The sequence below is a fragment of the Rhizobium sp. WYCCWR 11152 genome, from assembly GCF_013087615.1.
GTDB lineage: Bacteria > Pseudomonadota > Alphaproteobacteria > Rhizobiales > Rhizobiaceae > Rhizobium > Rhizobium indicum.
Genome location: NZ_JABFCP010000009.1, coordinates 520,150 through 543,018, shown reverse-complemented (window position 1 = coordinate 543,018; position 22,869 = coordinate 520,150). Strand labels below are relative to the sequence as shown.

Sequence of the window (22,869 nt, the reverse complement as noted above, 5' to 3'; positions counted from 1 at the left end):
ATCACTCGCGGTGGCGCGGCGGAGCACACAAGGCAGCAGGGCCGCGGGGGATGACATGGCGCAAAGCCAAGGGGAGACGATTTGCTATACGCCCGCGATCATGGCGGCGCTATGTCCTTTATGGCAAAGCTGCTTTGACGAGAGGTAAAGGCAGGTCACGATTCCTTGCATCGGCTCGATCTTCGTGAAGGTCCGGCTTGCGCCGCAGGCACCCCGGCCCTACCTATGAACCATGACCTCCGCCCTGCAGAAAAACCGGCCCGGTGCGGCCTTTCCGTTCGACAACAGCTACGTCGGTTTGCCGCCGCACTTCTTTGCGGCGCAAGCGCCGACCGCGGTGGCGGAGCCCTGGCTGATCAAGCTCAACGAGGCGCTCGCCGCCGAACTCGGGCTCGACGTCGAGGCCTTGCGCCGCGATGGCGCGGCGATCTTTTCCGGCAATCTCGTTCCCGAAGGGGCTGAACCGCTGGCGATGGCCTATGCCGGACATCAGTTCGGCGGCTTCTCGCCGCAGCTCGGTGACGGGCGGGCGATCCTGCTCGGCGAAGTGGTCGACCGCAGCGGCAAGCGCTACGACATCCAGCTGAAGGGCGCCGGACCAACGCCTTTTTCGCGCCGCGGCGATGGGCGGGCGGCAATCGGGCCGGTCTTGCGCGAATATATCATCAGCGAGGCGATGTTTGCGCTCGGCATTCCGGCCACGCGGGCGCTGGCGGCGGTGACGACAGGCGAGCCGGTCTACCGCGAAGAGGTGCTGCCGGGTGCGGTCTTCACCCGCGTCGCGGCCAGCCATATCCGCGTCGGCACCTTCCAGTATTTCGCGGCCAGGGGCGACACCGACGGCGTGCGGGCACTGGCCGATTATGTGATCGACCGGCATTATCCCGCGCTGAAAGAGGCCGAGAACCCGTATCTCGCACTGTTCGAAGCGGTCTGCGAACCCCAGGCGGCGCTGATTGCCCGCTGGCTGCATGTCGGCTTCATCCATGGCGTGATGAACACGGACAATATGACCGTCTCCGGCGAGACGATCGACTTCGGCCCCTGCGCCTTCATGGATACCTATGATCCGGCGACCGTCTTTTCGTCGATCGACCAGCACGGCCGTTACGCCTATGCCAACCAGCCCGGCATCGGCCAATGGAACCTCGCAAGGCTCGGCGAAACGCTGCTGCCGCTGATCGACGCCGAACCCGACAGCGCGGTCGACAAGGCCAATGTCGTTATAAAGAGTTACGGCGAACGGTTTCAGGCGCATTGGCTGGCCGGCATGCTCGAAAAGATCGGCCTTGCCGGCGAAGAGGACGGCGATCTCGATCTGGTGCAGGCGCTGCTGTCGCTGATGCAGGCGCAGGGTGCCGATTTCACCCTGACCTTCCGGCGGCTGTCGGATCTTGCCGGCGATGGCGCCGCAGAGCCTGAATTTGCGGCGAGTTTCCGCGAGCCGGAAGCCTGCGGCGCGTGGCTTACGCAGTGGCGCGAGCGGCTCTCACGCGATCCGCAGACGGCCAGTGAGCGCGCCATTGCCATGCGCCGCGTCAATCCGGCCTTCATTCCGCGCAATCACCGCGTCGAACAGGCGATCGAGGCCGCCGTCGAGAATGGCGATTTCTCGCTGTTCGAGGCGCTGCTGAGCGTGCTTTCGAAACCCTATGACGACCAGCCGGGCTTTGCCGCCTATAGGGAACCGCCGAAGCCCAGCGAACGGGTGCTTGCGACCTTCTGCGGAACGTGACAGGCGCTTTGAGCGTTTTCGCTGCGGCAGTTGCGCCACAGCGATCCGCTTCCATCCGCCCTGCGGCGAATAGGGCTGTCCTTGCAGGATCGCCGCCGCTACAGCGTTCTTGACGAGGAGCGGCGCCTCCTTCTGCATTTCCCGTGGGGCCGTCCATGCTGCTCAGATTCTTTCGCTACTACACTCCCTACAAGCAATTGTTCTTTCTCGATTTCGGCTGCGCGGTCGTTGCCGGGCTGCTCGAGCTCGGCTTTCCCATCGCCGTCAAGCTCTTCGTCGACACCCTGCTGCCGCAGAGGGACTGGTGGCTGATTGCGGCGACGGCCGGGCTGCTGCTGGTCATCTACCTGTTCAACACGGCGCTGATGGCGGTGGTCAATTATTGGGGCCATGCGCTCGGAATCGGCATCGAGACCGATATGCGCCGGCAAGCATTCGACCATATCCAGAAGCTGTCCTTCCGCTATTTCGACAACAACAAGACCGGCCACCTGATCACCCATGTGACCAAGGATCTCGAAGAAGTCGGCGAAGTCGCCCATCACGGTCCCGAAGACCTTTTCATCGCGATCATGACCTTCATCGGCGCCTTCATCCTGATGTTTACCGTGCACTGGAAGCTGGCGCTGCTGACAACGGCCATCGTGCCGTTCATGACCTGGCTGGTCAGCCGCTATGGCGCCAAGATGACGCTCAACTGGCGAGACCTGTTCCGGCAGGTCGGCGAGTTCAATACACGCGTGCATGAGAGCGTCGGCGGCATCCGCGTCGTCAAGGCTTTCGCCAACGAGGATCACGAACGCGATCTGTTTGCCCGCAACAACGAGGGCTACAGGGCGACCAAACTCAACGCCTATGCCTATATGACCGCCAGCATCACGCTCAGCTATTTCAGCACGCGCTTCGTGCAGCTGGTGGTCATGATATCAGGAACCTGGTTCGTGATATCGGGCGAACTCAGCTATGGCGGCTTCGTCGGCTTCCTGCTGCTCGTCAACGTGTTCTTCCGGCCGATCGACAAGATCACCTCGGTGCTGGAGAGTTATCCGAAGGGCATCGCCGGCTTCAAGCGCTTCACGCAGCTGATCGACACCGCTCCCGATATCGCCGACCGGCCGAATGCGATCAGCGTCGACCACCTTGCCGGCAACATCGTCTACAGGAATGTGAGCTTCGGCTATACCGGTGATGGCAAGGTGCTCGATGGGCTCGATCTTTCGATCGCGGCCGGCGAGACGATCGCCTTCGTCGGCCCGTCCGGCGCCGGCAAGACGACGATCTGCTCGCTGCTGCCGCGCTTTTACGAGGTGGATTCCGGCTCGATCCTGATCGACGGCATCGACATCCGCGACATGACGCAGAAGTCGCTGCGTTCGCAGATCGGCATCGTCGCTCAGGACGTATTCCTGTTCGGCGGCACCATCCGCGACAATATCGCCTATGGCCGGCTCGGCGCCGACGACGAGGCGATTATCGACGCATTGCGGCGCGCCGCCCTCGATGAATACGTGCTGTCCCTGCCGAACGGGCTCGACACCGTCGTCGGCGAACGCGGCGTCAAGCTTTCCGGCGGGCAGAAGCAGCGCCTGGCGATCGCCCGCATCTTCCTGAAAAATCCACCGATCCTCATCCTCGACGAAGCCACGTCGGCGCTTGATTCGGCGACCGAATATGCCATCCAGCAGTCGCTGTCGGCACTGTCCAAGGGACGCACCACGCTGGTCGTCGCCCATCGGCTCGCCACCATCCGCAATGCCGACCGCATCGTCGTGGTGGGAACATCGGGCATCGTCGAACAGGGCACGCACAGCCAACTGCTGGCGCGCGAAGGCGGCTATGCCAGGCTACATCAAGCCCAGTTCGGTGCATCCTGACCGACTGCATAATTCCCTAAATCGGAATCGATTTAAGGATGAAATTATGCAGCATTCAAAGTGTTACAGCGTCCTTTGCGCGTCTTAAACGACGCGCGGCGCTGTAACCCCTGCGGCAATTGTGGCCGTTGAAAGGCATCTCCTTCGCGCTATCTGGCTGATCGGCGGGGCTTTTCCGCCGATCCTTCACCCCGGCTAACCTCAGCGGGAGACAGCCTTATGGCGATCATCGTCACCTCCATCTTCTTCATCATCATCGGGCTCACTCTCGGCGGCGGCGGGCTCTGGCTCGTTACGCTCGGCGGCAGCGTCTTCTATCTGTTCGCCGGGCTGATGTTCCTGATTACCGCCGGGCTGCTGCTGATGCGCAAGGCGGTGGCGCTCTGGGTCTATGCGGTGCTGGTCGTCGCAGCACTTGCCTGGGCGATCTGGGAGGTCGGCTTCGACTGGTGGCAGCTCGGCCCGCGCGGCGGCATGATCATCCTGCTCGGGCTCTGGCTGCTGACGCCATGGATCCGCCGGCCGCTCGGCCTGCGCAGCCCGACGGGCATCACCTACGCCGCGAACCCCTGGCCGCTCGCCGTGCCTGTCATCCTCGCCATCCTCGTCGCCCTTTATTCGATGACGACTGACCCGCATGATCTTGCCGGCGAGCTGCCTAAGGATGCGGTCGCCGCCAATCCCGCCTTTGGCGGCAGCGTGCCGAATGGCGAATGGCATCAGTATGGCCGCACACCCTTCGGCCAGCGCTATTCGCCACTCGACCAGATCACCGCCGAGAACGTCTCCACCCTCAAGGAAGCGTGGCGATACCAGACCGGCGACGTCAAGCGGCCGGACGATGTCGGCGAGACGACCTATCAGGTGACGCCGCTCAAGGTGAAGGACACGCTCTATCTCTGCACGCCGCATAACTGGGCGATCGCGCTCGACGCCAAGACCGGCAAGGAGAAATGGAAATACGACGCCAACTCCGGCATGAACCCCGACCGGCAGCATCAGACCTGCCGCGGCGTCACCTATTATGCCGATCCTGCCGTTGCCGCCGGCCAGCCCTGCGCCGAGCGCGTCTACCTGCCGACCTCCGACGCCCGGCTGATCGCGCTCGATGCTGCGGACGGGAAGGTCTGCACCAGCTTTGCCGACCAGGGCGTGCTGCATCTCGAAGCCGGCATGCGCTATAATCCGGCCGGCTATTATTATTCCACTTCGCCGCCGGTCGCGGTGGCGGGCAAGATCATCGTCGGCGGGGCGGTGAACGACAATTATTCGACTGAGGAACAATCCGGCGTCATCCGCGCCTTCGACATCAACACCGGCGCCCTGGTCTGGAACTGGGATTCCGGCAATCCCGACGTGACGACGCCGATCTCCGAGGGCCAGACCTATACGACCAACTCGCCGAACAGCTGGTCGGTCTTCAGCGTCGACGAGGCGCTCGGCATGGTCTACATCCCGCTCGGCAATCAGGTGCCCGACCAGCTCGGCATCGGCCGCAGCGACAATGTCGAGAAATTCTCCTCTTCGATCGTCGCGCTCGATATCGCCACCGGCCAGCTGCGCTGGGTGCGCCAGACGGTGCATCACGATCTCTGGGACATGGACGTGCCGGCCCAGCCGGCGCTGATCGACCTGACGAAGCAGGACGGCACCGTGGTTCCGGCCCTGGTCGGCCCGACCAAGCAGGGCGATATCTATGTGCTCGACCGGCGCAGCGGCGAGCCGATCATACCGGTCAAGGAAATCCCGGCGCCAGGCGGCGCGGTCTCGGGCGATCATACCTCGCCGACACAGCCGATCTCGGACCTCACCTTCTCGCCGGAGCCTCTCCAAGAAAAGGACATGTGGGGCGTGTCGCTATTCGATCAGATGGCCTGCCGCATCGACTTCCACCGCTACCACTATGAGGGCCGCTATACGCCGCCTTCGCTTAAAGGCACGATCGTCTATCCCGGCAATTTCGGCACCTTCAACTGGGGCTCGGTGGCGGTCGATCCGGAGCGGCAGATTATGTTCGGCATGCCGACCTATCTCGCCTTCACCTCGCGTCTGGTGCCGTCCGCCGATATTCCGCCGAGAGGCCAGGACGAGAAGGGCAGCGAACAGGGGCTGAACCGCAATGACGGCGCGCCCTACGGCGTCTTCATGGGTCCCTTCCTCGGGCTGCTCAAAATCCCCTGCCAGGCGCCGCCCTGGGGCTATGTCGCCGGCGTCGACCTGCGTACCGGCAAGATCGCCTATATGCACAAGAACGGCACCGTGCGCGACATGACGCCATTGCCCCTGTCCTTCAAGGTCGGCGTGCCCGGCATCGGCGGGCCGATGCTGACCAAGGGCGGCGTCGCCTTCCTCGGCGCCGCGGTCGACAACTACCTGCGCGCCTATGACGTGACGAATGGCCAAGAGCTCTGGCAGGCGCGGCTTCCCGCCGGCGGCCAGGCGACGCCGATGACCTATACGACCGATGATAACAAGCAATATGTTGTCATGGTCGCCGGCGGCCACGGCTCGGTCGGCACCAAGCCCGGCGATTATGTGATCGCCTATACGTTGCCGTGACGCAAAGCTTCCCGCAAGCTCTGCGCAGGTTTACCGCTTCATTCTCTCCCCGGTTTTCGGGGAGAGTTTTTATGGAAATCTCTAGCAATATTCGCAACTATTACGGCATCGGCGGCCTTTTCGATCAGCCGGCCAAATCCAAGAATCAGCAGACGGCGGACTTCACCAAAACGGCGCCCAGTGCCGCGCCCGGTCTCGAACCCAGCAGCACGCCGCCTTCGATCGCCAATACGATCTGGGCTCTTCAAAGCAGTGAAGGCCCTTTTATCAACCCGCCCTCCGACGAAGAAGTGGCGGCGAGTGCTGCGCATGATTCCCTGGTCGACGAATTCTCCAAATGGGGCAACATGACGCCGGCGGAATATATCCGGGCGCGTTATCTCGAGCAGCACGATCTGACCGAGGCCGACCTGGCCGCCATGCCGGCCGACCAGCGCGCCGCAATCGAGAAGGAAGTCGCCGACCAGATCAAGCGCGAGATGGCCGGCATCGAGGATGACGGCACCGAGACAGCGGACGACGTTCCGGCTGCTTGAGCGCTGGAAAATCTGCGCGTTTTCGAACTGCAGTGCTTTTCGGGCTCCGTCCACGGCTGTCGGTTGGCGCCGATGGCTGCCCGTCACCCTAACCCTCTCCCCGTTCTGACGGGGAGAGGGGACGTGCCCTGCGAGAGGTTGGTGGACCGAGAGGGTGCGGCATATCACCTTCTCCCGGCAAGCGGGGAGAAGGTGGCGGCAGCCGGATGAGGGGCTGGTCTCGCCGAACTCCACGGCGGGTATCGCGTGACAGTGAACTCCTGCTCGTGCATCAAACAGATGCTCTATCTCTTTGTTTTTACGTAACTCCTGGGAACCATGCTTCTGTATCTTTCATGATTCACACCATCTCGACGATCATGCGGCCGACTTCGGCAAAGACCGGGTTGAGTTCCTTTACCGGCACGGTCGCCTCGCTGATATAGACGGCGGCGACGATTGGGCCGCGATCCGGCGGCCAGATCACCGCGATATCCCCGAGTGATCCATTCGGGCCGGTGCCGGTCTTGTCGCCGACCTTCCAATGCGCGGGCAGGCCGGCCCTGAGCCGCTCCTTGCCCGTCGTGCTCGCCACCAGCCAGGCGATCAGCCTGTCTGAGGAGGCCTCGGCCAGGACCGAGCCGAGCGTCAGGTTGCCGAGCGTGTCGAGCATCGCGTCCGGTGTCGTCGTGTCGCGCGGATCGCCCTTCCTGCCCTCGTTCAACGTCGGCTCGGTGCGGTCGAGACGCGTCGTGCCGTCACCGATCGAGCGCAGCCAATCGGTCAGCCCGGCCGGACCGCCGAAACTTTCGAGCAGCAGATTGCCGGCAGTGTTGTCGCTGACGGTCACCGCCGCCTCGCAGAGTTCGGCGAGGGTCATGCCACCGGTTCCGGCGTGTTTTTCGCTGATCGGCGAATAGTCGACGAGCTTGTCCTTGCCGTAGCTCACCCGCCTGTCGAGGTTCTCCTCACCCTTGTCGGCGCGGGCAAGCACGAAAGCGGCGGCCAGCGCCTTGAAGGTACTGCACATCGGAAAGGCCTCGCTGCCGCGATAGCCGAAAGAGATGCTCGTCTGGGTGTCGAGCACCGAGACGCCGAGGCGGCCGCCGGTGCGTTTTTCCAGCGCAGCAAGGCGGCGGTCGATGTTGTCGTCGCCCTCCTCGGCACTCTCCTTGGCGCCCTCCTCGGCATTAGCGGGAATCGCCAGCGCGGGTAAGCCCATCGCAGGCAGGCACAACGCCGAGCCTATCAGCATGCGGCGAGTCAGACTGAGATCCATGAAATCCTCCGGCGAATCAGGAGGACAGAGCTAAGCAGCGATTGCGGCGACTTGTCGTCCCCACGGCGATGTTAATCGTCCGTCGAGCGATCTTGTCGTCCGTCGAGCGTCCCCGCCCGCCCCGATCATGCGGCGCGTGTGACCTCGACCGTCACATGCGACAGTTCCTCCAGCGCCGAGAGCCTGCCCTTGTAGAAAGCCGGATCGCGCGGCTGCGAGGTGAGGACGGCGACGATTGCGGCATGATGGCCGGGGCCGACCTGCCAAACATGCAGATCGGTGATCCGGTCGTCCTCTGTCTCGATGGCGCCGCGGATTTCCGCCGGCAGCGTCTCGCCTTCGGGAACGACGTCGAGAAGGACGCCGCCCGAAGATTTCATCAGGCTCCAGGACCAATTGGCGATCACCAGCCCGCCGACGATGCCCATCAGGGGATCGAGCCAGAGCCAGCCGTAAAGACTGCCGAGCGTCAGCGCCGCGATGGCGAGCACGGACGTCAGGGCATCGGCGATGACATGCAGATAAGCGGCGCGGATATTGTTGTCGCCGGTCTTTGCGTGATGGGCATGGTTGCCATGTCCATGATGCGCATGACCGTGATGGGCATGGGCATGATTGCCATGCCCGTGATGATGGCCATGGTGATGGTGCGCATGATCGCCATGCGCGACATGGCCGCCGCCGGCAAGCAGCCAGGCGCTTATCAGATTGACGGCAAGACCGATGACCGCCACGGCGATTGCCTGGGCAAAGCCGATCGGCACCGGATTTGCAAGACGCAGCAGGCTTTCCCAGGCCATCAGCAAGGCGATCAGCGCGAGGACGATGGCGCTGGCGAAACCGGCGAGATCGCCGAGCTTGCCGGTGCCGAAGGTGAAACGCGGATTGCGCGCCTGCCGCCGGGCAAAGAGATAGGCGAGCGCTGAAATCAGCAGCGCGCTGGCATGGGTCGACATGTGCCAGCCATCGGCGACGAGCGCCATCGAGCCGTAGACGGTGCCGGCGGCGATTTCCGCCACCATCATCACCGCCGTCAGCGCGATGACCAGCCAGATGCGCCGCTCGTTGCGCGCATGGTCAGTGCCGAGGAAGACGTGATCGTGTTCCAGCGCATCAATTCCAGCTTTGTCGATTCCGGCACGCATTACAGGCTCCTTCGTCACCGCTATAAGCTTTTGTTTTTACGCAATTCTCGGCAAAATCGCTTCGCGCTTTGCCGGGGAAAACCGCTTCACACTTTTCCTGAATTGCTCTAGCGCATATAGGTTCTCAAGACTTCCGATATTTCCTCGACCGCCTCGGCCCTCGCCACATCGTCGGCGGCATTCAGCACATGCTCGCGCAGGTGATCGTCGAGCACCTCGCCGGTCAGCCCGGTCAGGGCGCCGCGGATCGAGGCGAGTAGCTGCAGGATCTCGCCGCAGGGGCGCTCGGCCTCGAGCGCGCGCTCGACCGCCTCCATCTGCCCCTTCAAGCGGCTGATGCGGGCGACGAGCTTCTTTTTCTGCAGGGTGGTGTGGGACACGATGGGCTCTCATATAGCATAGGGGGGTATACTATCAAGGGTGAGGCCAGAGCTCAATGCCTCTGATGGGCTCCGATCCGCCATTGACAAAGCCCGCGTTTCCGACGATCTATGATCCATGATCAAGAACGCGCACCAGAGCCGCTCGTATTTTTGGCTGTACCTGTAAAGGGCGGCCGGACAAGATCATATTGTCAACAAGCCGCCGTCAGGCGGCTTTGTTGTATCGGCAGCGTCCTGACGGCAGACTATCAAAGGACGCGAAGACCATGACCGAAATCGAAGACAGCGAAATTTCACTGATGCGCCCATCGGTGGTGACGATCCGCGCCGCCAAGCCGCGCGACCTGCCCGAACTCGGCGAGATGATCGCCCTGCTTGCCGCCCATCACGGCGATGCGGCTGCCACTACGCCGGAGCAGCTGGAGCGCGACCTCTTCGGGCCCCTGCCCTGGATCAATGCGCTCGTCGCCGAGACCAGCGAAGGGCTGATCGGCTACGCCATTCTCGTGCCGCTCTACAGGGCGCAGGAAGGCAAGCGCGGCATGGACCTGCACCATCTCTTCGTGCGCGACGGCCATCGCGGCCACGGCACCGGCCAGCTGCTCGTCGACCGGGCGCGCGAGACCGCCCGCAATGCCGGCTGTGGTTACCTCTCCGTCAGCGCCGCCACCGGAAACGTGCTGGCGCACCGCTTCTACGAACAGCTGGATTTCACCCCGCGTCCGGTGACCGGCATGCGCTACATGCAGTCGATCGCTTGAGAAGGGCGTTCGATAAGTGCATTCCCGGTATGACTCTTGTATGATCCATTGAGTGTCGGTTTGTTTCGGCAACCGACACGATGGATGCCATCGGGTCACTGGGAATCGCAAGGAAGGTCGTTTCAACCGTTTGCAGGTTAGCCCATGAATCAGCAAATCCGGCTTTTTGGTGCTATTGCGGTCCGGCCCGCCATTCTTCCTCTCCTATCCCAGTTCGAAACGGCCACGGGATTCACGGTTGCGGCCCAGTGGGCGCTTAATCCCGCTGTAAAGAAGCAGATCGAAGCGGGGGAAGCTTTTGACCTCGTCATCACCAATCCGAACCTGGTTCAGGATCTGACCGCCTTGGGAAAAATCAAGGCGGGAAGCCAGGTCGCGTTCGGCCGGATAGCGATGGGGGTGGCGGCCAAGGCAGGCAGCCGATCACTCGACATCGGGTCCGTGGAAGCATTTGCGCATGCGTTGAAGAGCGCCAGATCCATCGCCTACGCCAGTGAAGGAACCAGCGGCGGCTACTTCTCCGGTTTGCTGGAACGCTTGGGAATAGCCGATGAGGTCAAGCCCAAGCTGGTGGCCATATCAGGAGGGCAGACGGCACCGGCCGTCGGCCGTGGGGAAGCCGAGCTCGGGGTCGTTCCCGTGACGTCGATTCTCGCCGCCGCTCCCGAGGTCATGCTTGTCGGTCGGTTTCCGGCAGAACTTCAAAGTTACATCGACTTCGCCATCGGCATCAGCGCCGATTCAACGAATGCAGAAGCTGCCAAGCAGCTGTCGGAATTTCTGACGTCGACAGCCGTTGACGACATTCTGGCGGCAAAGGGCGTCGAGCGCCACTAGAGCGCGCTTTGATAAACGATCGGCTCCCGCCATCGCTAACGACCCGGCACGGCCTTCAGATAGGCGGCGATCGCCTCACGGTCGGAGGCCGGCAGATGGGCGATGTTCTGCTGCACATCGACCATCGAGCCGCCGACGGAATCGAAATCGGGGGTGAAGCCGGTTTCGAGGTAGCTGGCGATATCGGCCTCGCTCCAGCCGCCGATGCTCTCGGAGGCCGGGGTGATATTGGGTATGCGGCCCTTGCCTTCCGGATTGGGCGCGCCGGCAAGCCACATATCGGCCTTGAAGCCGCCGAGCGCATCACGCGGCGTATGGCATTCGCCGCAATGGCCGGGGCCTTCGACGAGATATTGCCCGCGCTTGATCTTGTCGTCGCTCTTTGCCAGGGCGACGCGCGGCTGGTCGTTCAGATAGAGGAATTTCCAGCCGCCGAGCGCCAGCCGGATGTTGAAGGGGAACGGCAGTTCGTGCGGCGGCGCGACGTTTGCGCTCTTCGGCAGGGTTTTCAGGAAGCCATAGAGATCGTTGACGTCCTTGTCGCTCATGCGGGAATAAGAGCCATAGGGAAAAGACGGATAGAGATGCTGCCCGCCCGGGCCGACGCCGCGCTTCATCGCGTTGCCGAACTCAGCAAGTGTCCAGCCGCCGATGCCGGCCTTTTCATCGGGTGAGATGTTCGGCACGTGAAAGGTCCCGAAAGGGCTCTTCAACGCCAGGCCGCCTGCAAGCGTCAGCTTTGCATCGCCTTCGGAACCGGGTGCGGCATGACAACTGACGCAGCCGCCCGCCCAGAAAACCATCTGACCATTTGCCGGATCCGGCGCGCCGAGGCCCGCCCAATGGCTCTCCGGCAGCGGATCGGGTGCGGTGACGAGATAGAAGGCGCCCCCGCCGAGGACGGCGATGCCGATCAGACAGAGCAGTAACCGGATGAACCTGCGGACCATGCGCCGCCTCCCCTGTTGTCAACATTTCCTTGCGATGGACCCCGCGACCGGTCCGCGCAGGCGGAGAATAAGGCGATCCGCGCAGGCGGCAAGGCCGGCGCGGATCCAGTACTCTCTTTTGCTTTACGCAATTCCGGACGCAAAACCGCTGCACACTTTTGCTGGAATTGCTCCAGACGAAATGGCCTATCGCTCACTTGCTGAGGCGATAGGCCTTGTGACAGCCGGCGCAATTGGCGCCGAGCGTGTTCATCGTGGCACCGACGGCCGCAGGATCGGCCGGAAGTTGGGCCAGCGCGGTTTCGGCGTCAGTGGAGAGCTTGGCGGCGCGGGCTTTGAAGTCGTCCATGTTTTCCCAGATCTTCGGGCTCGCGCCCTCGTCGCCCGTCTCCGTGCCCGGCTTGAACTGGTCGGGGAAAACCTTGGCCGTTGCGGCGATCGTCGTCAGCGCCGCCTTCACCGCTTCGGCGTCATAGGGCTTGGTGCCCTTGGCGATGGCTGCCAAGGCCCCGGCCGAACCGCCGACCTGCTTCATCAACGCAACGCGCGAATCATGGGTGCCGTCTGCTGCGGTCACCGAACCGAAGGCTATGCCGGCCATGGCAACGGCCGCAGCTGCTGCTTTCCAATTCATATTGCTCTCCCTTTTTCCTCGGCCAAGATGGCCGATGGCCAATCTGCACCGGCAGCATGACAAAATCCATGCATCCGGTCAGTCACGTTTTGCCGGATCATCATAAAAACAATGTGATAGGCAGTTCTCTGCTTTTATGCGTGTCGTTATCCCGGAACCGCCGCGCACTTCCGGGCGACATGCAGTGGCGCTCAAGCGCTTTTCCACCCCTGCCAGAGGCTGAAAGCCGAGACCGCGACCAGCAGCAGTCCGGCGAAGCGGCCGACAAAGGCCGTGACATCAGGGTTGGCGACGAGCAGGTCGCGGCTGCGGCCGGCCGTCATCGCCAGCGTGCCGTAGATGGCGAACTGGGTGATGACGGTCATGGCGCCCATGATCAGCCCCTGCATCCAGATCGGGCCATATTCCGGCCTGAGGAACTGCGGATAGACGGCAAACATGAAGATATAGGCCTTCGGATTGACCAGACAGGTGACGGCGCCCTGGCGGAAGGCGCGCCAGCCGGAGCGTGCCGTTCCCGGGCCGACCGCCTCGACGGTGATCGAACTGCGGATCAGCGAAATTCCGATCCAGATCATGTAGCCGACGCCGGCAAAGAGCAGCACGTTGAAAAGCTGCGGCAGCATGGTGACGAGCACGCCGACGCCGGCTGCGCCATAGGCCGAATGCACGGCGCCGCCGGCCATGATGCCGCCGGTCGCCGCCAGCCCGCGCTTGACGCCGCCGGTCAGCGAATTGGCGAGCACGAAGAGCATGTCCATGCCCGGTACGATGATGATGCCGAAGAGAAGGGTGAAGAAGAGCCAGAGGTTTTCATGGTAGTTCATGTCAGTTACCGCCTTCAGTCTGCGGGCCGTTTTGAAAGACCCTGATTGATTTCAATCCGATAGGCGGCTCTATACGGGAACCCAACTGACAGTGTATTGTCAGGAGCGTGGCGGATGGGAGAGGTAAATGCGCAAGGCCTCGCGGCTTTTCGAGATCATTCAGATCCTCAGGCTGGCAAGAAAACCGATGACGGCGGCGACGATGGCGGAGACGCTTGAGGTAACCGTGCGCTCGATCTATCGCGACATCGCCGCCCTTCAGGCGATGCGGGTGCCGATCGAGGGCGGGCGCGGCATCGGCTACATCATGCGGCCGGGCTTCGACCTGCCGCCGCTGATGTTCTCGATCGAGGAGATGGAGGCGATCGTGCTGTCGCTGGCGCTGCTTGAACGGACGGCGGACGAGGAGCTGAAGCAGGCTGCGCGCCGGGTCAACCGGAAGATATCAGGCGCCGTGCCGGCGCCGCTGCGCCAGGCGATGGACAACAAGGCGCTTTACGCCTGGGGCTCGATCGCGCAGCCGGCAGGCTTCGACCTTGCGATCGTGCGCCGCGCGATCCGCGACGAACGCAAGCTGATGCTCGGGTACCGCGACGAGTTCGGCCGCGCCAGCGAGCGAACAATCCGGCCGGTCGCGCTGATCTATTATTCACAGACCGCCAATATCGTCGCCTGGTGCGAGCTGCGCCAGGCGATCCGCAATTTCCGCAGCGACCGGGTGGAGCGCTGCGCGACGAGCGAAGATTTCTTCAAGGGCGACGGCGATAGGCTGCGGGAATTGTGGACGAGTGGGTGGACGGAGAAGGCTGTGCCTGCCTGATGCGTGGCGTTTGAGGTACGAGCAGGGCGTCAATGTCACCTTTGACACCAGAAGGCCTCTTTCCCGAGATTCAACGCCACGATCTTGGACACCTGCCGAGAGGACTGCCGACATTTGCCCCACCCTCCGTCATCCTCGGGCCTGACCCGAGGATCCACGCCGACCTCCATCAGCAGCGGGCATGGATCCTCGGCTCAAGGCCGAGGATGACGGAGGGTGGGGGTGCGTTCCGCTAAACTCGCCGCCGGCGCGTTGGGTGCTTTATCGGGGGAAGCGCCCCGCATTACCTCGGTCAATTCCTGTTATGGATACGTGGCACAAGCCCGAGCACGACGAGGTAGGCAGACCTTGTCAGCAATCTTTCGCCGCTAATAAGCCAGCGTACGGCTCTCTTCCCGGCCGAAGCCGCGGATTTCGATGCGGTCGGGATGGACCTCGACGATGGCGAAAGCGTTTTCCGTCTCGGTGTCGACCACGCCCTTGAAATTGACGAAGTGGCAGCCGCCGGCCATGCCGTAATTGCCGACGTGGTCGTGGCCGTTGAGATAGGCGACGACATTGCGCTCAGAGGCGAGCAGGGCGACGATGCGGTCGCTGTCCCACATGTCGTGCTCACCGGGCGGATGCACCGGATAGTGATTCATGACGATCACCTTCTCGCCAGCCACGGCCGCTTTTGCGATTTCATCGCCAAGCCAGGCGAATTGTTCGTCGCTCAGCGCGGCATTCCAGCGATGGGCATTCCTCGCACCTTTTGCCTGCAACTCCGCCAGCATCTCAGCGGCAAGGGCGCGATGAGGATGGCCTTCGGGCGGCGCGAAGATGCTGACCTCGTTGCCGTCGAGCACGATAAAGCGCCAGCCGTGGCGCAAGAAGCTGTAATAGGGCGATGGCATGCCGAGGCGCGCGGCAACTTCGGACAAGTGTCCTGCAGAGACGGAGAAATCGTGGTTGCCGAGCAGGAAGACCGCCTCGTGCCTCAGCTTCTCATAGACCGGCAGGATATCGTCGAAGCTTGAAAAGCTGCGGTCGATGACATCGCCGAGCGTCATGACGAAGCTCAGCTCTTCGTCGTTGAAGACCTCGATCGCCGCGGCAACCTTGGCGAGGCTGTTGGCGTAATAACGATCCATCGCCACATGCGGCGCGATCGCCGCATATTGCGGGTCGGCGATGATGCCGAAGCGGAACAGGGGAGAAGCAGAGGAAGACATGGGGCGTGATTAGTAGTGGCCGATGACAGGCATGTGACGGCTTGCCTCTCCAAACAAAACACCCGGCGCTTTTGGGGGCGCCGGGTGTCAAATTCAAACAGGCTGACGCCGTTTACTTCGTGGCTTCTTCGTAGCGTTCCAGGACGTAGTCCCAGTTGATCAGGCTATCGACGAAGGCCTCGAGATACTTCGGGCGGGCGTTGCGATAGTCGATGTAGTAGGAGTGTTCCCAGACGTCGACGCCGAGGATCGGGGTGGCGCCGTGAACGAGCGGGTTTTCGCCGTTCGGGGTCTTGGAGATTTCGAGCTTGCCGTTCTTGACGGATACCCAGGCCCAGCCGGAGCCGAACTGGGTGGCGCCGGCAGTGGCGAAATCGGCCTTGAACTTATCGTAGCCGCCGAGATCGGAGGCAAAGGCCGCTTCGAGCTTGCCCGGCAGCTTGTTGCCGCCGCCGCCCTTCTTCATCCACTTCCAGAAGTGGATGTGGTTGTAGTGCTGGGCCGCGTTGTTGAAGAGGCCGGCATTGGTGCCGAAGGACTTCTTGACGACGTCTTCGAGCGAGAGGTCCGAAAGACCGGCTTCGGCGGCGAGCTTGTTGCCGTTGTCGACATAGGCCTTGTGGTGCTTGTCGTGGTGGAACTCCAGCGTTTCCTTCGACATGAAGGGAGCAAGCGCTTCGTAATCATAGGGAAGTTCAGGCAATTCGAAAGCCATGTCAGATCTCCTCTTGGCAATAGATTGCGTCTCGGCAGGTGAGGCGGAACATAGGAGGGGAAAGGGGGAGAGGCAACCGGCGAATTATCAAAAAACGACCGGCCGGAGGAAAATTTGCCTCAGTTGCAGGGTTGGAGTCGCGCGTAGAAATCGCTTGGGCAAATCAATGGGAATACCCACGCCGAAAACCACTTTTGCCTTTATGAAGATCAACGGAGACCCGATATGAACAGGAATATAATCCAGCCTCTCGCTGCCGCCGCGCTGCTTTCACTTTCAGGTGCGGCGCATGCCTCCTCCGATGAGGCCTGGAAGCAGCTCGCCGCAGACGTCGAGGCTAAATGCAAGAAGGCAGCGGTCAGCATCGAAAAACCCAGCGCCACCGTCGATCCCTTCGGCAGCTCGCATTATGGCCTTGCCCTGGTGACAGGCAAGCCGAAGGGCGCCAAGGGACTGATCGCCCAGATCTGCGTCTACGACAAACAAAAGAAAACCGTCGAGATCGGCAGCGAACTGGACGCCAAACAGCTCGGTCTCGCGCCGGCAAAATAGGCTGCCGCGGGATTGCCCCCAGGTTCCCTCAAAGTGATCGCAAGTGAGAATCTGTGCCCTGCGTCACATTTCGTGGGGAACCGGAGCCTATCCTTAGGAGTTGAAAGGCTGGGCTTTAGGGTGGTTCGGCTTTTTCATGGAAGCGCAGAACCGCTCAAATCTTTTGTTTTATGCAATTCCTGGAAAACCCCTTTTCCTGGAATTATGCAGCAATTCAAAGTGTTCGCGTCCTTTGGGCGTCTGAAAGGCGCGTGGCGCTGTGGGAGGTGCCGGCATGTCAGAGCTTCGCAGCAGGGCGGAAGATCAGCAAAAAATCTATCAGCACTGGGCACCGGTCTATGACCGGGTCTATCGCGGCATCCTGCGCGATGGCCACCGCAAACTCGCTGCCCTCGCCGCCGCGGCCGGCACCGACATTCTGGAGATCGGCGTCGGCACCGGCCTGACGCTCGGGCATTACCCGCGCCACTGCCGGGTGACCGGCATCGACATCTCCAAACACATGATTGAGCGGGCGCGTGAAAAGGCGAAACGCGAAAACCTTCAGCATGTGCAGGCGCTGGAGGTGATGGATGCGCATGCGCTCACCTTTGCCGACCGGTCTTTCGATGCGGTCTGCCTGCCCTTCGTCATCACGCTCATCCCCGAACCCGAACGGGCGCTGGACGAATGCGCCAGGATGCTGAGGCCGGGCGGCGAGATCATCCTCGCCAGCAAGCTTGGCGACGGCGCCGGTCTGCAGGGCGCGATCGAGACGGCGGTGGCGCCGCTGGTGCGTCACATCGGCTGGTCCTCCGCCTTCCGCATTCACCGCATCGTCGCCTGGGCCGAGCGCCGCGGCGATTTTGCCGCTGCCGATATCCTGCCGGTCTTTCCGAACGGCTTCTTCAAGATCATCCGGCTGAAGCAGCGTGGACTTGCCGGTTAAGAGCGGAAATTTTTTTCCGCGTCGCTTATTCTGATGCTACCGTTCGTCTGAGGGGACTGCATGACATCGGATTTCTTCTTTTTCATCGTCGTGGGTTTCTGCGCGCAGATCGTCGACGGTGCGCTCGGCATGGCCTTCGGCGTGCTGTCGACGACGAGCCTTCTCGCCTTCGGGGTGCCGGTCGCCAATGCCAGCGCCATGACGCATGTGGCGGAAATGTTCACCACCGCCGCGTCGGGCCTCTCGCATGCCTATCATCGCAACGTCGACTGGCGCCTGGTGGCGCGGCTCGCACCGGCCGGCATGATCGGTGGCGCGATCGGCGCCTATCTGCTGGCCAATATCGACGGCAAGGTGATCGCGCCCTTCGTGTCGGCCTATCTGATCGCGATCGGACTGGTGATCCTCTACAAGGCCTTTCGGCCACCGCCGAAGCGGGATGTCCGCGACTGGATCGTGCCGCCGGTCGGGTTTTGCGGCGGCGTGCTCGATGCCATCGGCGGCGGCGGATGGGGGCCGATTGTCACCAGTTCGCTCGTCAGCCGCGGCCATGACCTGAAACGGGTGATCGGCTCGACCAATTTCACCGAATTCGCGGTGACGCTGACGATTTCCCTGACCTTCATCCTGACGCTCGGCTGGTCGGAACTCGATTCGGCGATCGGCCTGATCATCGGCGGCGTCATCGCCGCCCCCTTCGGCGCGATCCTGGTCAAACGGCTGCCGGTGCGGCCGCTGATGGTGGCAGTGTCGATGATCATCATCGGCACTTCGGCGATACGGCTCCTGTGAAGACCGCCTCGCTAGCACTATGCGAGGATTGAAAGTTTTGCGGAGTCCTTTGCGCGTCTAAAAAGACGCGCGGCGCTGCAGGGTTACAGATTCCGGCCGAAATAGACATCCACGGAGGCGATCTTGTCGCCGCGGAAGCGAAAGCTCTCGATATTGCGGAAGCTGCCGCCGTCCTGTTTTTCGGCACGGTAGCGGATGACCGCCTCGTCGCCGTCGATCGCCAGGAATTCGATGTCAAAGCCGCGGAAGACCGGCTCCTTCGGCCAGCAGCGCTCGAAATAGGTCGCCCGGTCGATGTGGTCGTCACGCGGACTGGAGAAGGTGAAATCCTCCGTCAACATAGCGCCGACGATATCCTTGCGGTCGTCGAGATAGGCGGCGTAGAGATGACGGACGGTCTGCTCTCGGGATGTGCGCATGTCGCTCATGGAAATGTCCTTGGATTAACCGATTGCATTATGCAATTGGTCATGTTCTAGCACTTTTGCCGGAGAGGGTCCAGATTGCGGCTCTCATTTCCAAAGACAGGTCACCGATGCGAAAGCGCCGTCTTGAAGGATGGGCCATAGCGCGGTTATATCAGCGCGTGCCCGCCCTGGAACGGCGAGCGCATGCACCGCTACGGCCTATGCGCTCGACCTCGAAAAGCTCGATCTTCAGGACACATTCACCCGCGCCGATCTCCTCGCCGCGGCAAAGGGCACATCATTTCATCAGGCGCGGCGGAACCCGCGCTTGCACGATCAATGCCGAGGCCGAGAGAATGACCGATACGCAGTGGGACGCCAGCGCCAGGCCGGGCTCGATCTACTGGAAGCGCAATCTCACCATCTCGTTGATCGGCTCCTTCACCACCATCGTGGCGATGACGCTGCTGCTTCCCTTCCTGCCGCTTTATGTCGAGGAACTCGGCGTCAGCGACCATGCTGACATCGTGCAATGGTCGGGCATCGCCTATGGCGCCACCTTTTTCGCCGCGGCTCTCGTCGCGCCGCTCTGGGGCCAGCTTGGCGATATTTACGGCCGCAAGCTGATGCTGGTGCGTGCCAGCCTCGGCATGACGCTGGCGATCTCGCTGATGGGCATGGCCGGCAATGTCTGGCAGCTGGTGGCGCTGCGCCTCTTCGTCGGGCTTGCCGGCGGTTATGCCTCCGGCTCGATGGTGCTGGTGGCGACGCAGACGCCGAAGGATCGTTCGGCCTGGGCGCTCGGCGTGCTCTCCTCCGGCATCATGGCCGGCAATCTCGTCGGGCCGCTGATCGGCGGGGCGCTGCCGCCCATCATCGGCATCCGCGGCACATTCCTCGCCGCCGGCGGCATGATCTTCCTCGCCTTCCTCGCCACAGCCTTCCTGATCAAGGAGGAGAAATCGCCGGCCCGCAAAAAAGCGGCCAAGGCCAGCGGCGGCTGGAAATCCATTGCCGACAAGCGGCCCGTCATCGCCATGCTGGCGACCGGCATGCTGTTGATGTTTGCCAATATGTCGATCGAGCCGATCATCACCGTCTATGTCGCGCAGCTCGTGCCCGTCGAATCCCAGGTGACGATGGTATCGGGCGTCGTCATGTCGGCGGCCGCCCTCGGCAGCATTCTGTCAGCCTCATGGCTCGGCAAGCTCGCCGACAGGATCGGCCACTGGCCTGTCATAGCAGGCGCGCTCGCCGTCGCCGGGCTGCTGCTGATCCCGCAGGCCTTCGTCACCAGCGCCTGGCAGCTGATCATCCTGCGTTTCCTGATGGGTGTGGCGCTCGGCGGGCTGCTGCCCTGCATCGCCGCGGTCATCCGCCACAGCGTACCTGACAGTGCGGCCGGCAGCATGCTCGGGCTTTCCATATCCTCGCAATATGTCGGCCAGGTGGCTGGCCCCATCCTTGGCGGTTTCGTCGGCGGGCATATCGGCATGCGGGCGGTGTTCCTCGGCACCTCCGTGCTGCTTGTCGCAGGTGCAGCCTATGCCTGGATGGTACGGCCGAGGGATGCGGAGACTCGGGAGTCGACCTAAGGATTATTGGCGCTCCCGCAAATCATCTCGACGCCTGACCGGGCGATTGCTTCCAGCGTCTCGCGGCTGTCGCCGGCGCGGGCGCGGACGGCGAGCGAATGCATGACGGCGGAGGCCAGCCTGGCAAGCATCTGCGGATCGGCGCTTTCCGGAAGCTCGCCCCTTTCCACGCCAAACCGCATGCGCTTTTCGATCTCGTCGTCGAAATCGTTGAGGCTGCGGCCGAGCACCTCGCGGACCCGCTCATGCTGGACCGCCTCGGCCGATGCCGTGCCGATCAGCAGACAGCCGCGGGCGGCGGTTTCACCGTGCAGGTAGATCGCCAGCGCACCGGCATAGACGCGGGCGATATTGTCGCGCAGCGGCAATGACGGGTCGAGCGCTTCGGCGAGCGTATTCATGCCGTCCTGCCGATAGCCCTCCAGCGTATCGAGATAGAGATCCTCCTTGTCGCCGAAGGCGCCGTAAAGGCTCGGGCGGTTGAGGTTGGTGGCCGCACTCAGATTGTCGAGCGAGGCAGCGGCAAACCCCCTGTCCCAGAAGACATCCCGCGCCTTTCCAAGCGCCGCCTTGGCATCGAAGGCTCTTGGGCGGCCGCGCTTCTTCTCGTCTTTCATATTTGTACCGTTTCGCATTAAATTCTTGACGAGAATTATTTTATGCGAAACAGTACAAATGTTCAATGACATCGGCGGGCGGCATCGACCGCCTCCACCAGGAGAGGAAACCGCAATGAAACTTTACATGCACGCCGCGGCCTGTTCGCTTTCGCCGCACATCATCTGCCGGGAGCTCGGGCTCGATATCGAGCTTGTCCAGGTCGACCGGCAGACCCACAGGACGAGCAACGGCGAGGATTACCTCGCGATCAACGGCAACGGCTATGTGCCGGCGCTGATGCTCGACGACGGCAAGGTGCTGACCGAGGGGCCGGCCATCGTGCAGTTCCTCGCCGACAGCGTGCCCGAAGGGGCAGCCCTGTTGCCTGAGGTCGGCAACCTCCGCCGCAACGAGGTGCAATCCTATCTCAACTTCATCACCGCCGAGCTGCACAAGCCGATGGTGCTGCTCTTCAATCCGATTTATTCCAGCGTTCATGAGGAGGTCCGCGCGCTGATCTCGAAGCGGCTCGCCTGGCTGAACGGTCGCCTTGCCGGACCCTATCTCACCGGCGATGCGTTCACCGTGGCGGATGCCTATCTCTTCGTCTGCCTGAACTGGTCGCCCTGGACCGACATCGATCTCAAGCAATGGCCGGCTCTGCACGGCTTCATGGCCCGCGTGGCGGCACGGCCGAAGGTGCGCGAGGCGCTGCAGGCCGAAGATCTCGAGGCCTTCGATGCGGACGGCGTCTATTTCGCGCCGCATGCCTATCTCGCCTCGTCAGGACGGACGGGCGAGCCGGTCAGGCCATAAACCCCGGGTCGGGTGCGCGCGCATCTCGCCCCTGGAAGACCGTCAGAGTGCGCTGACCGCCACCGGCAAAGCGCGCTTGTGGGCGGTCGCCCGATAGGCGGCGAGGATGCGGCGGCGGGCGATCTCGCCGACCGGCTTGCCTTCGAGGAAATCGTCGATCTCGTCATAGCTCACGCCATAGGCCTCCTCATCGGGGCGCAGCGGCCGCTGGTCCTCGAGATCGGCGGTCGGCACCTTGAAGACCAGTTCGTCCGGGGCGCCGAGCCGCTTTGCCAGCAGGCGGACGCGGCGCTTGTTGAGGCCGGCGAGCGGCAGGATATCGGCTGCGCCATCGCCGAACTTGGTGAAGAAGCCCATGACCGCCTCGGCCGCATGATCGGTGCCGATGACGAGGCTGCCAAGGGCGCCGGCCAGGGCGAACTGGGCGATCATGCGCTGGCGCGCCTTGATATTGCCGAGGATGAAATCCTGACGGCCGGCATCGGCAAAGGCGAGGCCGCCGTCCTGTGCTGCGGCAAGCATCGCATCCGCCGGCGCCTTGATGTTGACCACCATCGCGCGGTCGGCGCCGATCGTTTCCAGCGCCTTCACCGCATCGGCCTCATCCGCCTGGACACCATAGGGAAGGCGCACGGCAATGAATTCGGCCGCGTAGCCGCTGTCACGCAGCTCGCGCACCGCTTTCTGAGCCAGCAGCGCCGCCGTCAGCGAATCGACGCCGCCGCTTATGCCGAGGACGTAGCCGCGCATGCCCGAGGCGACGAGATAATCCTTGAGGAAAGCGGTTCGCCGTTCGATCTCCCGCTCAGCGTCGATGTCGGCGGCGACACCCAGTTCGCGGATGATCTCGCCTTGTTCGTCGAACAGCACAGTCATAAGCCTCTTCCTCCCCACTTACGGAATTTCGGCGCCACTATGGCGAAAAGATGGG

Annotated in this window: 23 protein-coding genes; 12 read left to right on the top strand and 11 right to left on the bottom strand. The window is 62.7% G+C overall.

Annotation, left to right across the window (positions count from 1 at the left end):
* The first annotated feature begins 232 nt into the window (after positions 1-232).
* The 4 genes from G9X67_RS17875 (at position 233) to G9X67_RS17860 (ending at position 6,704) form a co-directional block, all read left to right on the top strand.
* Positions 233-1,735 (top strand): protein adenylyltransferase SelO, encoded by a 1,503-nt coding sequence (locus tag G9X67_RS17875; protein WP_171599337.1) that lies wholly within the window; start codon positions 233-235, stop codon positions 1,733-1,735.
* A gap of 155 nt (positions 1,736-1,890) precedes the next feature.
* Entirely contained in the window at positions 1,891-3,609 is a 1,719-nt protein-coding gene (locus tag G9X67_RS17870) for an ABC transporter ATP-binding protein (protein ID WP_171599336.1), read from the top strand.
* A 219-nt stretch (positions 3,610-3,828) separates the two neighbouring features.
* Positions 3,829-6,168: a glucose/quinate/shikimate family membrane-bound PQQ-dependent dehydrogenase gene (locus G9X67_RS17865; RefSeq protein ID WP_138387741.1), complete on the top strand. Its 2,340-nt coding sequence runs from the start codon at positions 3,829-3,831 to the stop codon at positions 6,166-6,168.
* Positions 6,169-6,239: 71 nt separating this feature from the next.
* On the top strand, positions 6,240-6,704 hold the full coding sequence (locus G9X67_RS17860; protein WP_138387742.1) for a hypothetical protein: 465 nt from the start codon (positions 6,240-6,242) through the stop codon (positions 6,702-6,704).
* 340 nt (positions 6,705-7,044) lie between these two features.
* Here G9X67_RS17860 and bla read toward each other — a convergent pair whose 3' ends face one another.
* The 3 genes from bla to dmeR form a co-directional block, all read right to left on the bottom strand.
* Complete coding sequence (gene bla / locus G9X67_RS17855; RefSeq protein ID WP_138387743.1) at positions 7,045-7,962, bottom strand: class A beta-lactamase; 918 nt, start codon at positions 7,960-7,962, stop codon at positions 7,045-7,047.
* Positions 7,963-8,087: 125 nt separating this feature from the next.
* On the bottom strand, positions 8,088-9,107 hold the full coding sequence (dmeF, locus tag G9X67_RS17850; RefSeq protein WP_138387744.1) for a CDF family Co(II)/Ni(II) efflux transporter DmeF: 1,020 nt from the start codon (positions 9,105-9,107) through the stop codon (positions 8,088-8,090).
* 107 nt (positions 9,108-9,214) lie between these two features.
* A complete protein-coding gene (dmeR, locus tag G9X67_RS17845; RefSeq protein WP_138387745.1) occupies positions 9,215-9,487 on the bottom strand; it encodes a Ni(II)/Co(II)-sensing transcriptional repressor DmeR in 273 nt (90 codons plus the stop codon).
* A 269-nt stretch (positions 9,488-9,756) separates the two neighbouring features.
* Between dmeR and G9X67_RS17840 the strand changes: the two genes are divergently transcribed.
* Complete coding sequence (locus tag G9X67_RS17840; RefSeq protein WP_012756624.1) at positions 9,757-10,251, top strand: GNAT family N-acetyltransferase; 495 nt, start codon at positions 9,757-9,759, stop codon at positions 10,249-10,251.
* A gap of 144 nt (positions 10,252-10,395) precedes the next feature.
* Positions 10,396-11,088 (top strand): molybdate ABC transporter substrate-binding protein, encoded by a 693-nt coding sequence (modA, locus tag G9X67_RS17835; protein ID WP_138387746.1) that lies wholly within the window; start codon positions 10,396-10,398, stop codon positions 11,086-11,088.
* Between the two features lie 35 nt (positions 11,089-11,123).
* Here the strand turns inward: modA and G9X67_RS17830 are convergent, their stop codons facing one another.
* The 3 genes from G9X67_RS17830 to G9X67_RS17820 form a co-directional block, all read right to left on the bottom strand.
* Positions 11,124-12,038: a cytochrome c gene (locus tag G9X67_RS17830; RefSeq protein WP_138387747.1), complete on the bottom strand. Its 915-nt coding sequence runs from the start codon at positions 12,036-12,038 to the stop codon at positions 11,124-11,126.
* Between the two features lie 193 nt (positions 12,039-12,231).
* On the bottom strand, positions 12,232-12,672 hold the full coding sequence (locus G9X67_RS17825) for a cytochrome c (RefSeq protein ID WP_138387748.1): 441 nt from the start codon (positions 12,670-12,672) through the stop codon (positions 12,232-12,234).
* Between the two features lie 191 nt (positions 12,673-12,863).
* A complete protein-coding gene (locus G9X67_RS17820; RefSeq protein WP_138387749.1) occupies positions 12,864-13,499 on the bottom strand; it encodes a LysE family translocator in 636 nt (211 codons plus the stop codon).
* A 127-nt stretch (positions 13,500-13,626) separates the two neighbouring features.
* Between G9X67_RS17820 and G9X67_RS17815 the strand changes: the two genes are divergently transcribed.
* Entirely contained in the window at positions 13,627-14,319 is a 693-nt protein-coding gene (locus tag G9X67_RS17815; protein WP_138387750.1) for a YafY family protein, read from the top strand.
* Between the two features lie 368 nt (positions 14,320-14,687).
* On the opposite strand, the gene G9X67_RS17810 is transcribed toward G9X67_RS17815, so the two are convergent.
* Together G9X67_RS17810 and G9X67_RS17805 are read right to left on the bottom strand one after the other, a co-directional pair.
* Positions 14,688-15,533: a metallophosphoesterase gene (locus tag G9X67_RS17810; RefSeq protein WP_171599335.1), complete on the bottom strand. Its 846-nt coding sequence runs from the start codon at positions 15,531-15,533 to the stop codon at positions 14,688-14,690.
* 112 nt (positions 15,534-15,645) lie between these two features.
* Positions 15,646-16,248, bottom strand: coding sequence for a superoxide dismutase (locus G9X67_RS17805; RefSeq protein ID WP_003557728.1), 603 nt, complete (start codon positions 16,246-16,248; stop codon positions 15,646-15,648).
* Positions 16,249-16,473: 225 nt separating this feature from the next.
* Between G9X67_RS17805 and G9X67_RS17800 the strand changes: the two genes are divergently transcribed.
* The 3 genes from G9X67_RS17800 (at position 16,474) to G9X67_RS17790 (ending at position 18,520) form a co-directional block, all read left to right on the top strand.
* Positions 16,474-16,800 (top strand): hypothetical protein, encoded by a 327-nt coding sequence (locus G9X67_RS17800; RefSeq protein ID WP_138328542.1) that lies wholly within the window; start codon positions 16,474-16,476, stop codon positions 16,798-16,800.
* Positions 16,801-17,074: 274 nt separating this feature from the next.
* A complete protein-coding gene (locus G9X67_RS17795) occupies positions 17,075-17,728 on the top strand; it encodes a class I SAM-dependent methyltransferase (protein ID WP_171599334.1) in 654 nt (217 codons plus the stop codon).
* Positions 17,729-17,788: 60 nt separating this feature from the next.
* On the top strand, positions 17,789-18,520 hold the full coding sequence (locus G9X67_RS17790) for a sulfite exporter TauE/SafE family protein (RefSeq protein WP_171599333.1): 732 nt from the start codon (positions 17,789-17,791) through the stop codon (positions 18,518-18,520).
* Between the two features lie 83 nt (positions 18,521-18,603).
* On the opposite strand, the gene G9X67_RS17785 is transcribed toward G9X67_RS17790, so the two are convergent.
* Positions 18,604-18,948: a nuclear transport factor 2 family protein gene (locus G9X67_RS17785; RefSeq protein ID WP_171599332.1), complete on the bottom strand. Its 345-nt coding sequence runs from the start codon at positions 18,946-18,948 to the stop codon at positions 18,604-18,606.
* Positions 18,949-19,283: 335 nt separating this feature from the next.
* Here G9X67_RS17785 and G9X67_RS17780 point away from each other — a divergent pair, with 335 nt between their 5' ends.
* On the top strand, positions 19,284-20,522 hold the full coding sequence (locus tag G9X67_RS17780; RefSeq protein ID WP_171599331.1) for a multidrug efflux MFS transporter: 1,239 nt from the start codon (positions 19,284-19,286) through the stop codon (positions 20,520-20,522).
* On the opposite strand, the gene G9X67_RS17775 is transcribed toward G9X67_RS17780, so the two are convergent.
* Positions 20,519-21,139 (bottom strand): TetR/AcrR family transcriptional regulator, encoded by a 621-nt coding sequence (locus tag G9X67_RS17775; RefSeq protein ID WP_171599330.1) that lies wholly within the window; start codon positions 21,137-21,139, stop codon positions 20,519-20,521. The two genes, G9X67_RS17780 and G9X67_RS17775, sit on opposite strands and share 4 nt — an antisense overlap.
* Before the next feature lie 115 nt (positions 21,140-21,254).
* On the opposite strand from G9X67_RS17775, the gene gstA reads away from it, so the two are divergent.
* Positions 21,255-21,938 (top strand): glutathione transferase GstA, encoded by a 684-nt coding sequence (gstA, locus tag G9X67_RS17770; protein ID WP_171599329.1) that lies wholly within the window; start codon positions 21,255-21,257, stop codon positions 21,936-21,938.
* 42 nt (positions 21,939-21,980) lie between these two features.
* Here gstA and nadE read toward each other — a convergent pair whose 3' ends face one another.
* The gene (gene nadE, locus G9X67_RS17765) at positions 21,981-22,814 is read right to left on the bottom strand and encodes an ammonia-dependent NAD(+) synthetase (protein WP_171599328.1); all 834 of its coding nucleotides are present in this window, start codon (positions 22,812-22,814) and stop codon (positions 21,981-21,983) included.
* Between the last annotated feature and the right edge of the window lie 55 nt (positions 22,815-22,869).

Excerpts from the sequence above, each read along its gene's own strand:
- G9X67_RS17810 (WP_171599335.1), bottom strand. The coding sequence starts at position 15,533 with ATGTCTTCCTCTGCTTCTCCCCTGTTCCGCTTCGGCATCATCGCCGAC.
- G9X67_RS17800 (WP_138328542.1), top strand. The coding sequence starts at position 16,474 with ATGAACAGGAATATAATCCAGCCTCTCGCTGCCGCCGCGCTGCTTTCA.
- dmeF (WP_138387744.1), bottom strand. The coding sequence starts at position 9,107 with ATGCGTGCCGGAATCGACAAAGCTGGAATTGATGCGCTGGAACACGAT.
- G9X67_RS17865 (WP_138387741.1), top strand. The coding sequence starts at position 3,829 with ATGGCGATCATCGTCACCTCCATCTTCTTCATCATCATCGGGCTCACT.
- G9X67_RS17820 (WP_138387749.1), bottom strand. The coding sequence starts at position 13,499 with ATGAACTACCATGAAAACCTCTGGCTCTTCTTCACCCTTCTCTTCGGC.
- modA (WP_138387746.1), top strand. The coding sequence starts at position 10,396 with ATGAATCAGCAAATCCGGCTTTTTGGTGCTATTGCGGTCCGGCCCGCC.
- G9X67_RS17875 (WP_171599337.1), top strand. The coding sequence starts at position 233 with ATGACCTCCGCCCTGCAGAAAAACCGGCCCGGTGCGGCCTTTCCGTTC.
- G9X67_RS17775 (WP_171599330.1), bottom strand. The coding sequence starts at position 21,139 with ATGAAAGACGAGAAGAAGCGCGGCCGCCCAAGAGCCTTCGATGCCAAG.
- G9X67_RS17860 (WP_138387742.1), top strand. The coding sequence starts at position 6,240 with ATGGAAATCTCTAGCAATATTCGCAACTATTACGGCATCGGCGGCCTT.
- nadE (WP_171599328.1), bottom strand. The coding sequence starts at position 22,814 with ATGACTGTGCTGTTCGACGAACAAGGCGAGATCATCCGCGAACTGGGT.
- G9X67_RS17785 (WP_171599332.1), bottom strand. The coding sequence starts at position 18,948 with ATGAGCGACATGCGCACATCCCGAGAGCAGACCGTCCGTCATCTCTAC.
- G9X67_RS17815 (WP_138387750.1), top strand. The coding sequence starts at position 13,627 with ATGCGCAAGGCCTCGCGGCTTTTCGAGATCATTCAGATCCTCAGGCTG.
- G9X67_RS17825 (WP_138387748.1), bottom strand. The coding sequence starts at position 12,672 with ATGAATTGGAAAGCAGCAGCTGCGGCCGTTGCCATGGCCGGCATAGCC.
- G9X67_RS17790 (WP_171599333.1), top strand. The coding sequence starts at position 17,789 with ATGACATCGGATTTCTTCTTTTTCATCGTCGTGGGTTTCTGCGCGCAG.
- G9X67_RS17830 (WP_138387747.1), bottom strand. The coding sequence starts at position 12,038 with ATGGTCCGCAGGTTCATCCGGTTACTGCTCTGTCTGATCGGCATCGCC.
- G9X67_RS17795 (WP_171599334.1), top strand. The coding sequence starts at position 17,075 with ATGTCAGAGCTTCGCAGCAGGGCGGAAGATCAGCAAAAAATCTATCAG.
- G9X67_RS17870 (WP_171599336.1), top strand. The coding sequence starts at position 1,891 with ATGCTGCTCAGATTCTTTCGCTACTACACTCCCTACAAGCAATTGTTC.
- gstA (WP_171599329.1), top strand. The coding sequence starts at position 21,255 with ATGAAACTTTACATGCACGCCGCGGCCTGTTCGCTTTCGCCGCACATC.
- bla (WP_138387743.1), bottom strand. The coding sequence starts at position 7,962 with ATGGATCTCAGTCTGACTCGCCGCATGCTGATAGGCTCGGCGTTGTGC.
- G9X67_RS17780 (WP_171599331.1), top strand. The coding sequence starts at position 19,284 with ATGACCGATACGCAGTGGGACGCCAGCGCCAGGCCGGGCTCGATCTAC.
- G9X67_RS17840 (WP_012756624.1), top strand. The coding sequence starts at position 9,757 with ATGACCGAAATCGAAGACAGCGAAATTTCACTGATGCGCCCATCGGTG.
- G9X67_RS17805 (WP_003557728.1), bottom strand. The coding sequence starts at position 16,248 with ATGGCTTTCGAATTGCCTGAACTTCCCTATGATTACGAAGCGCTTGCT.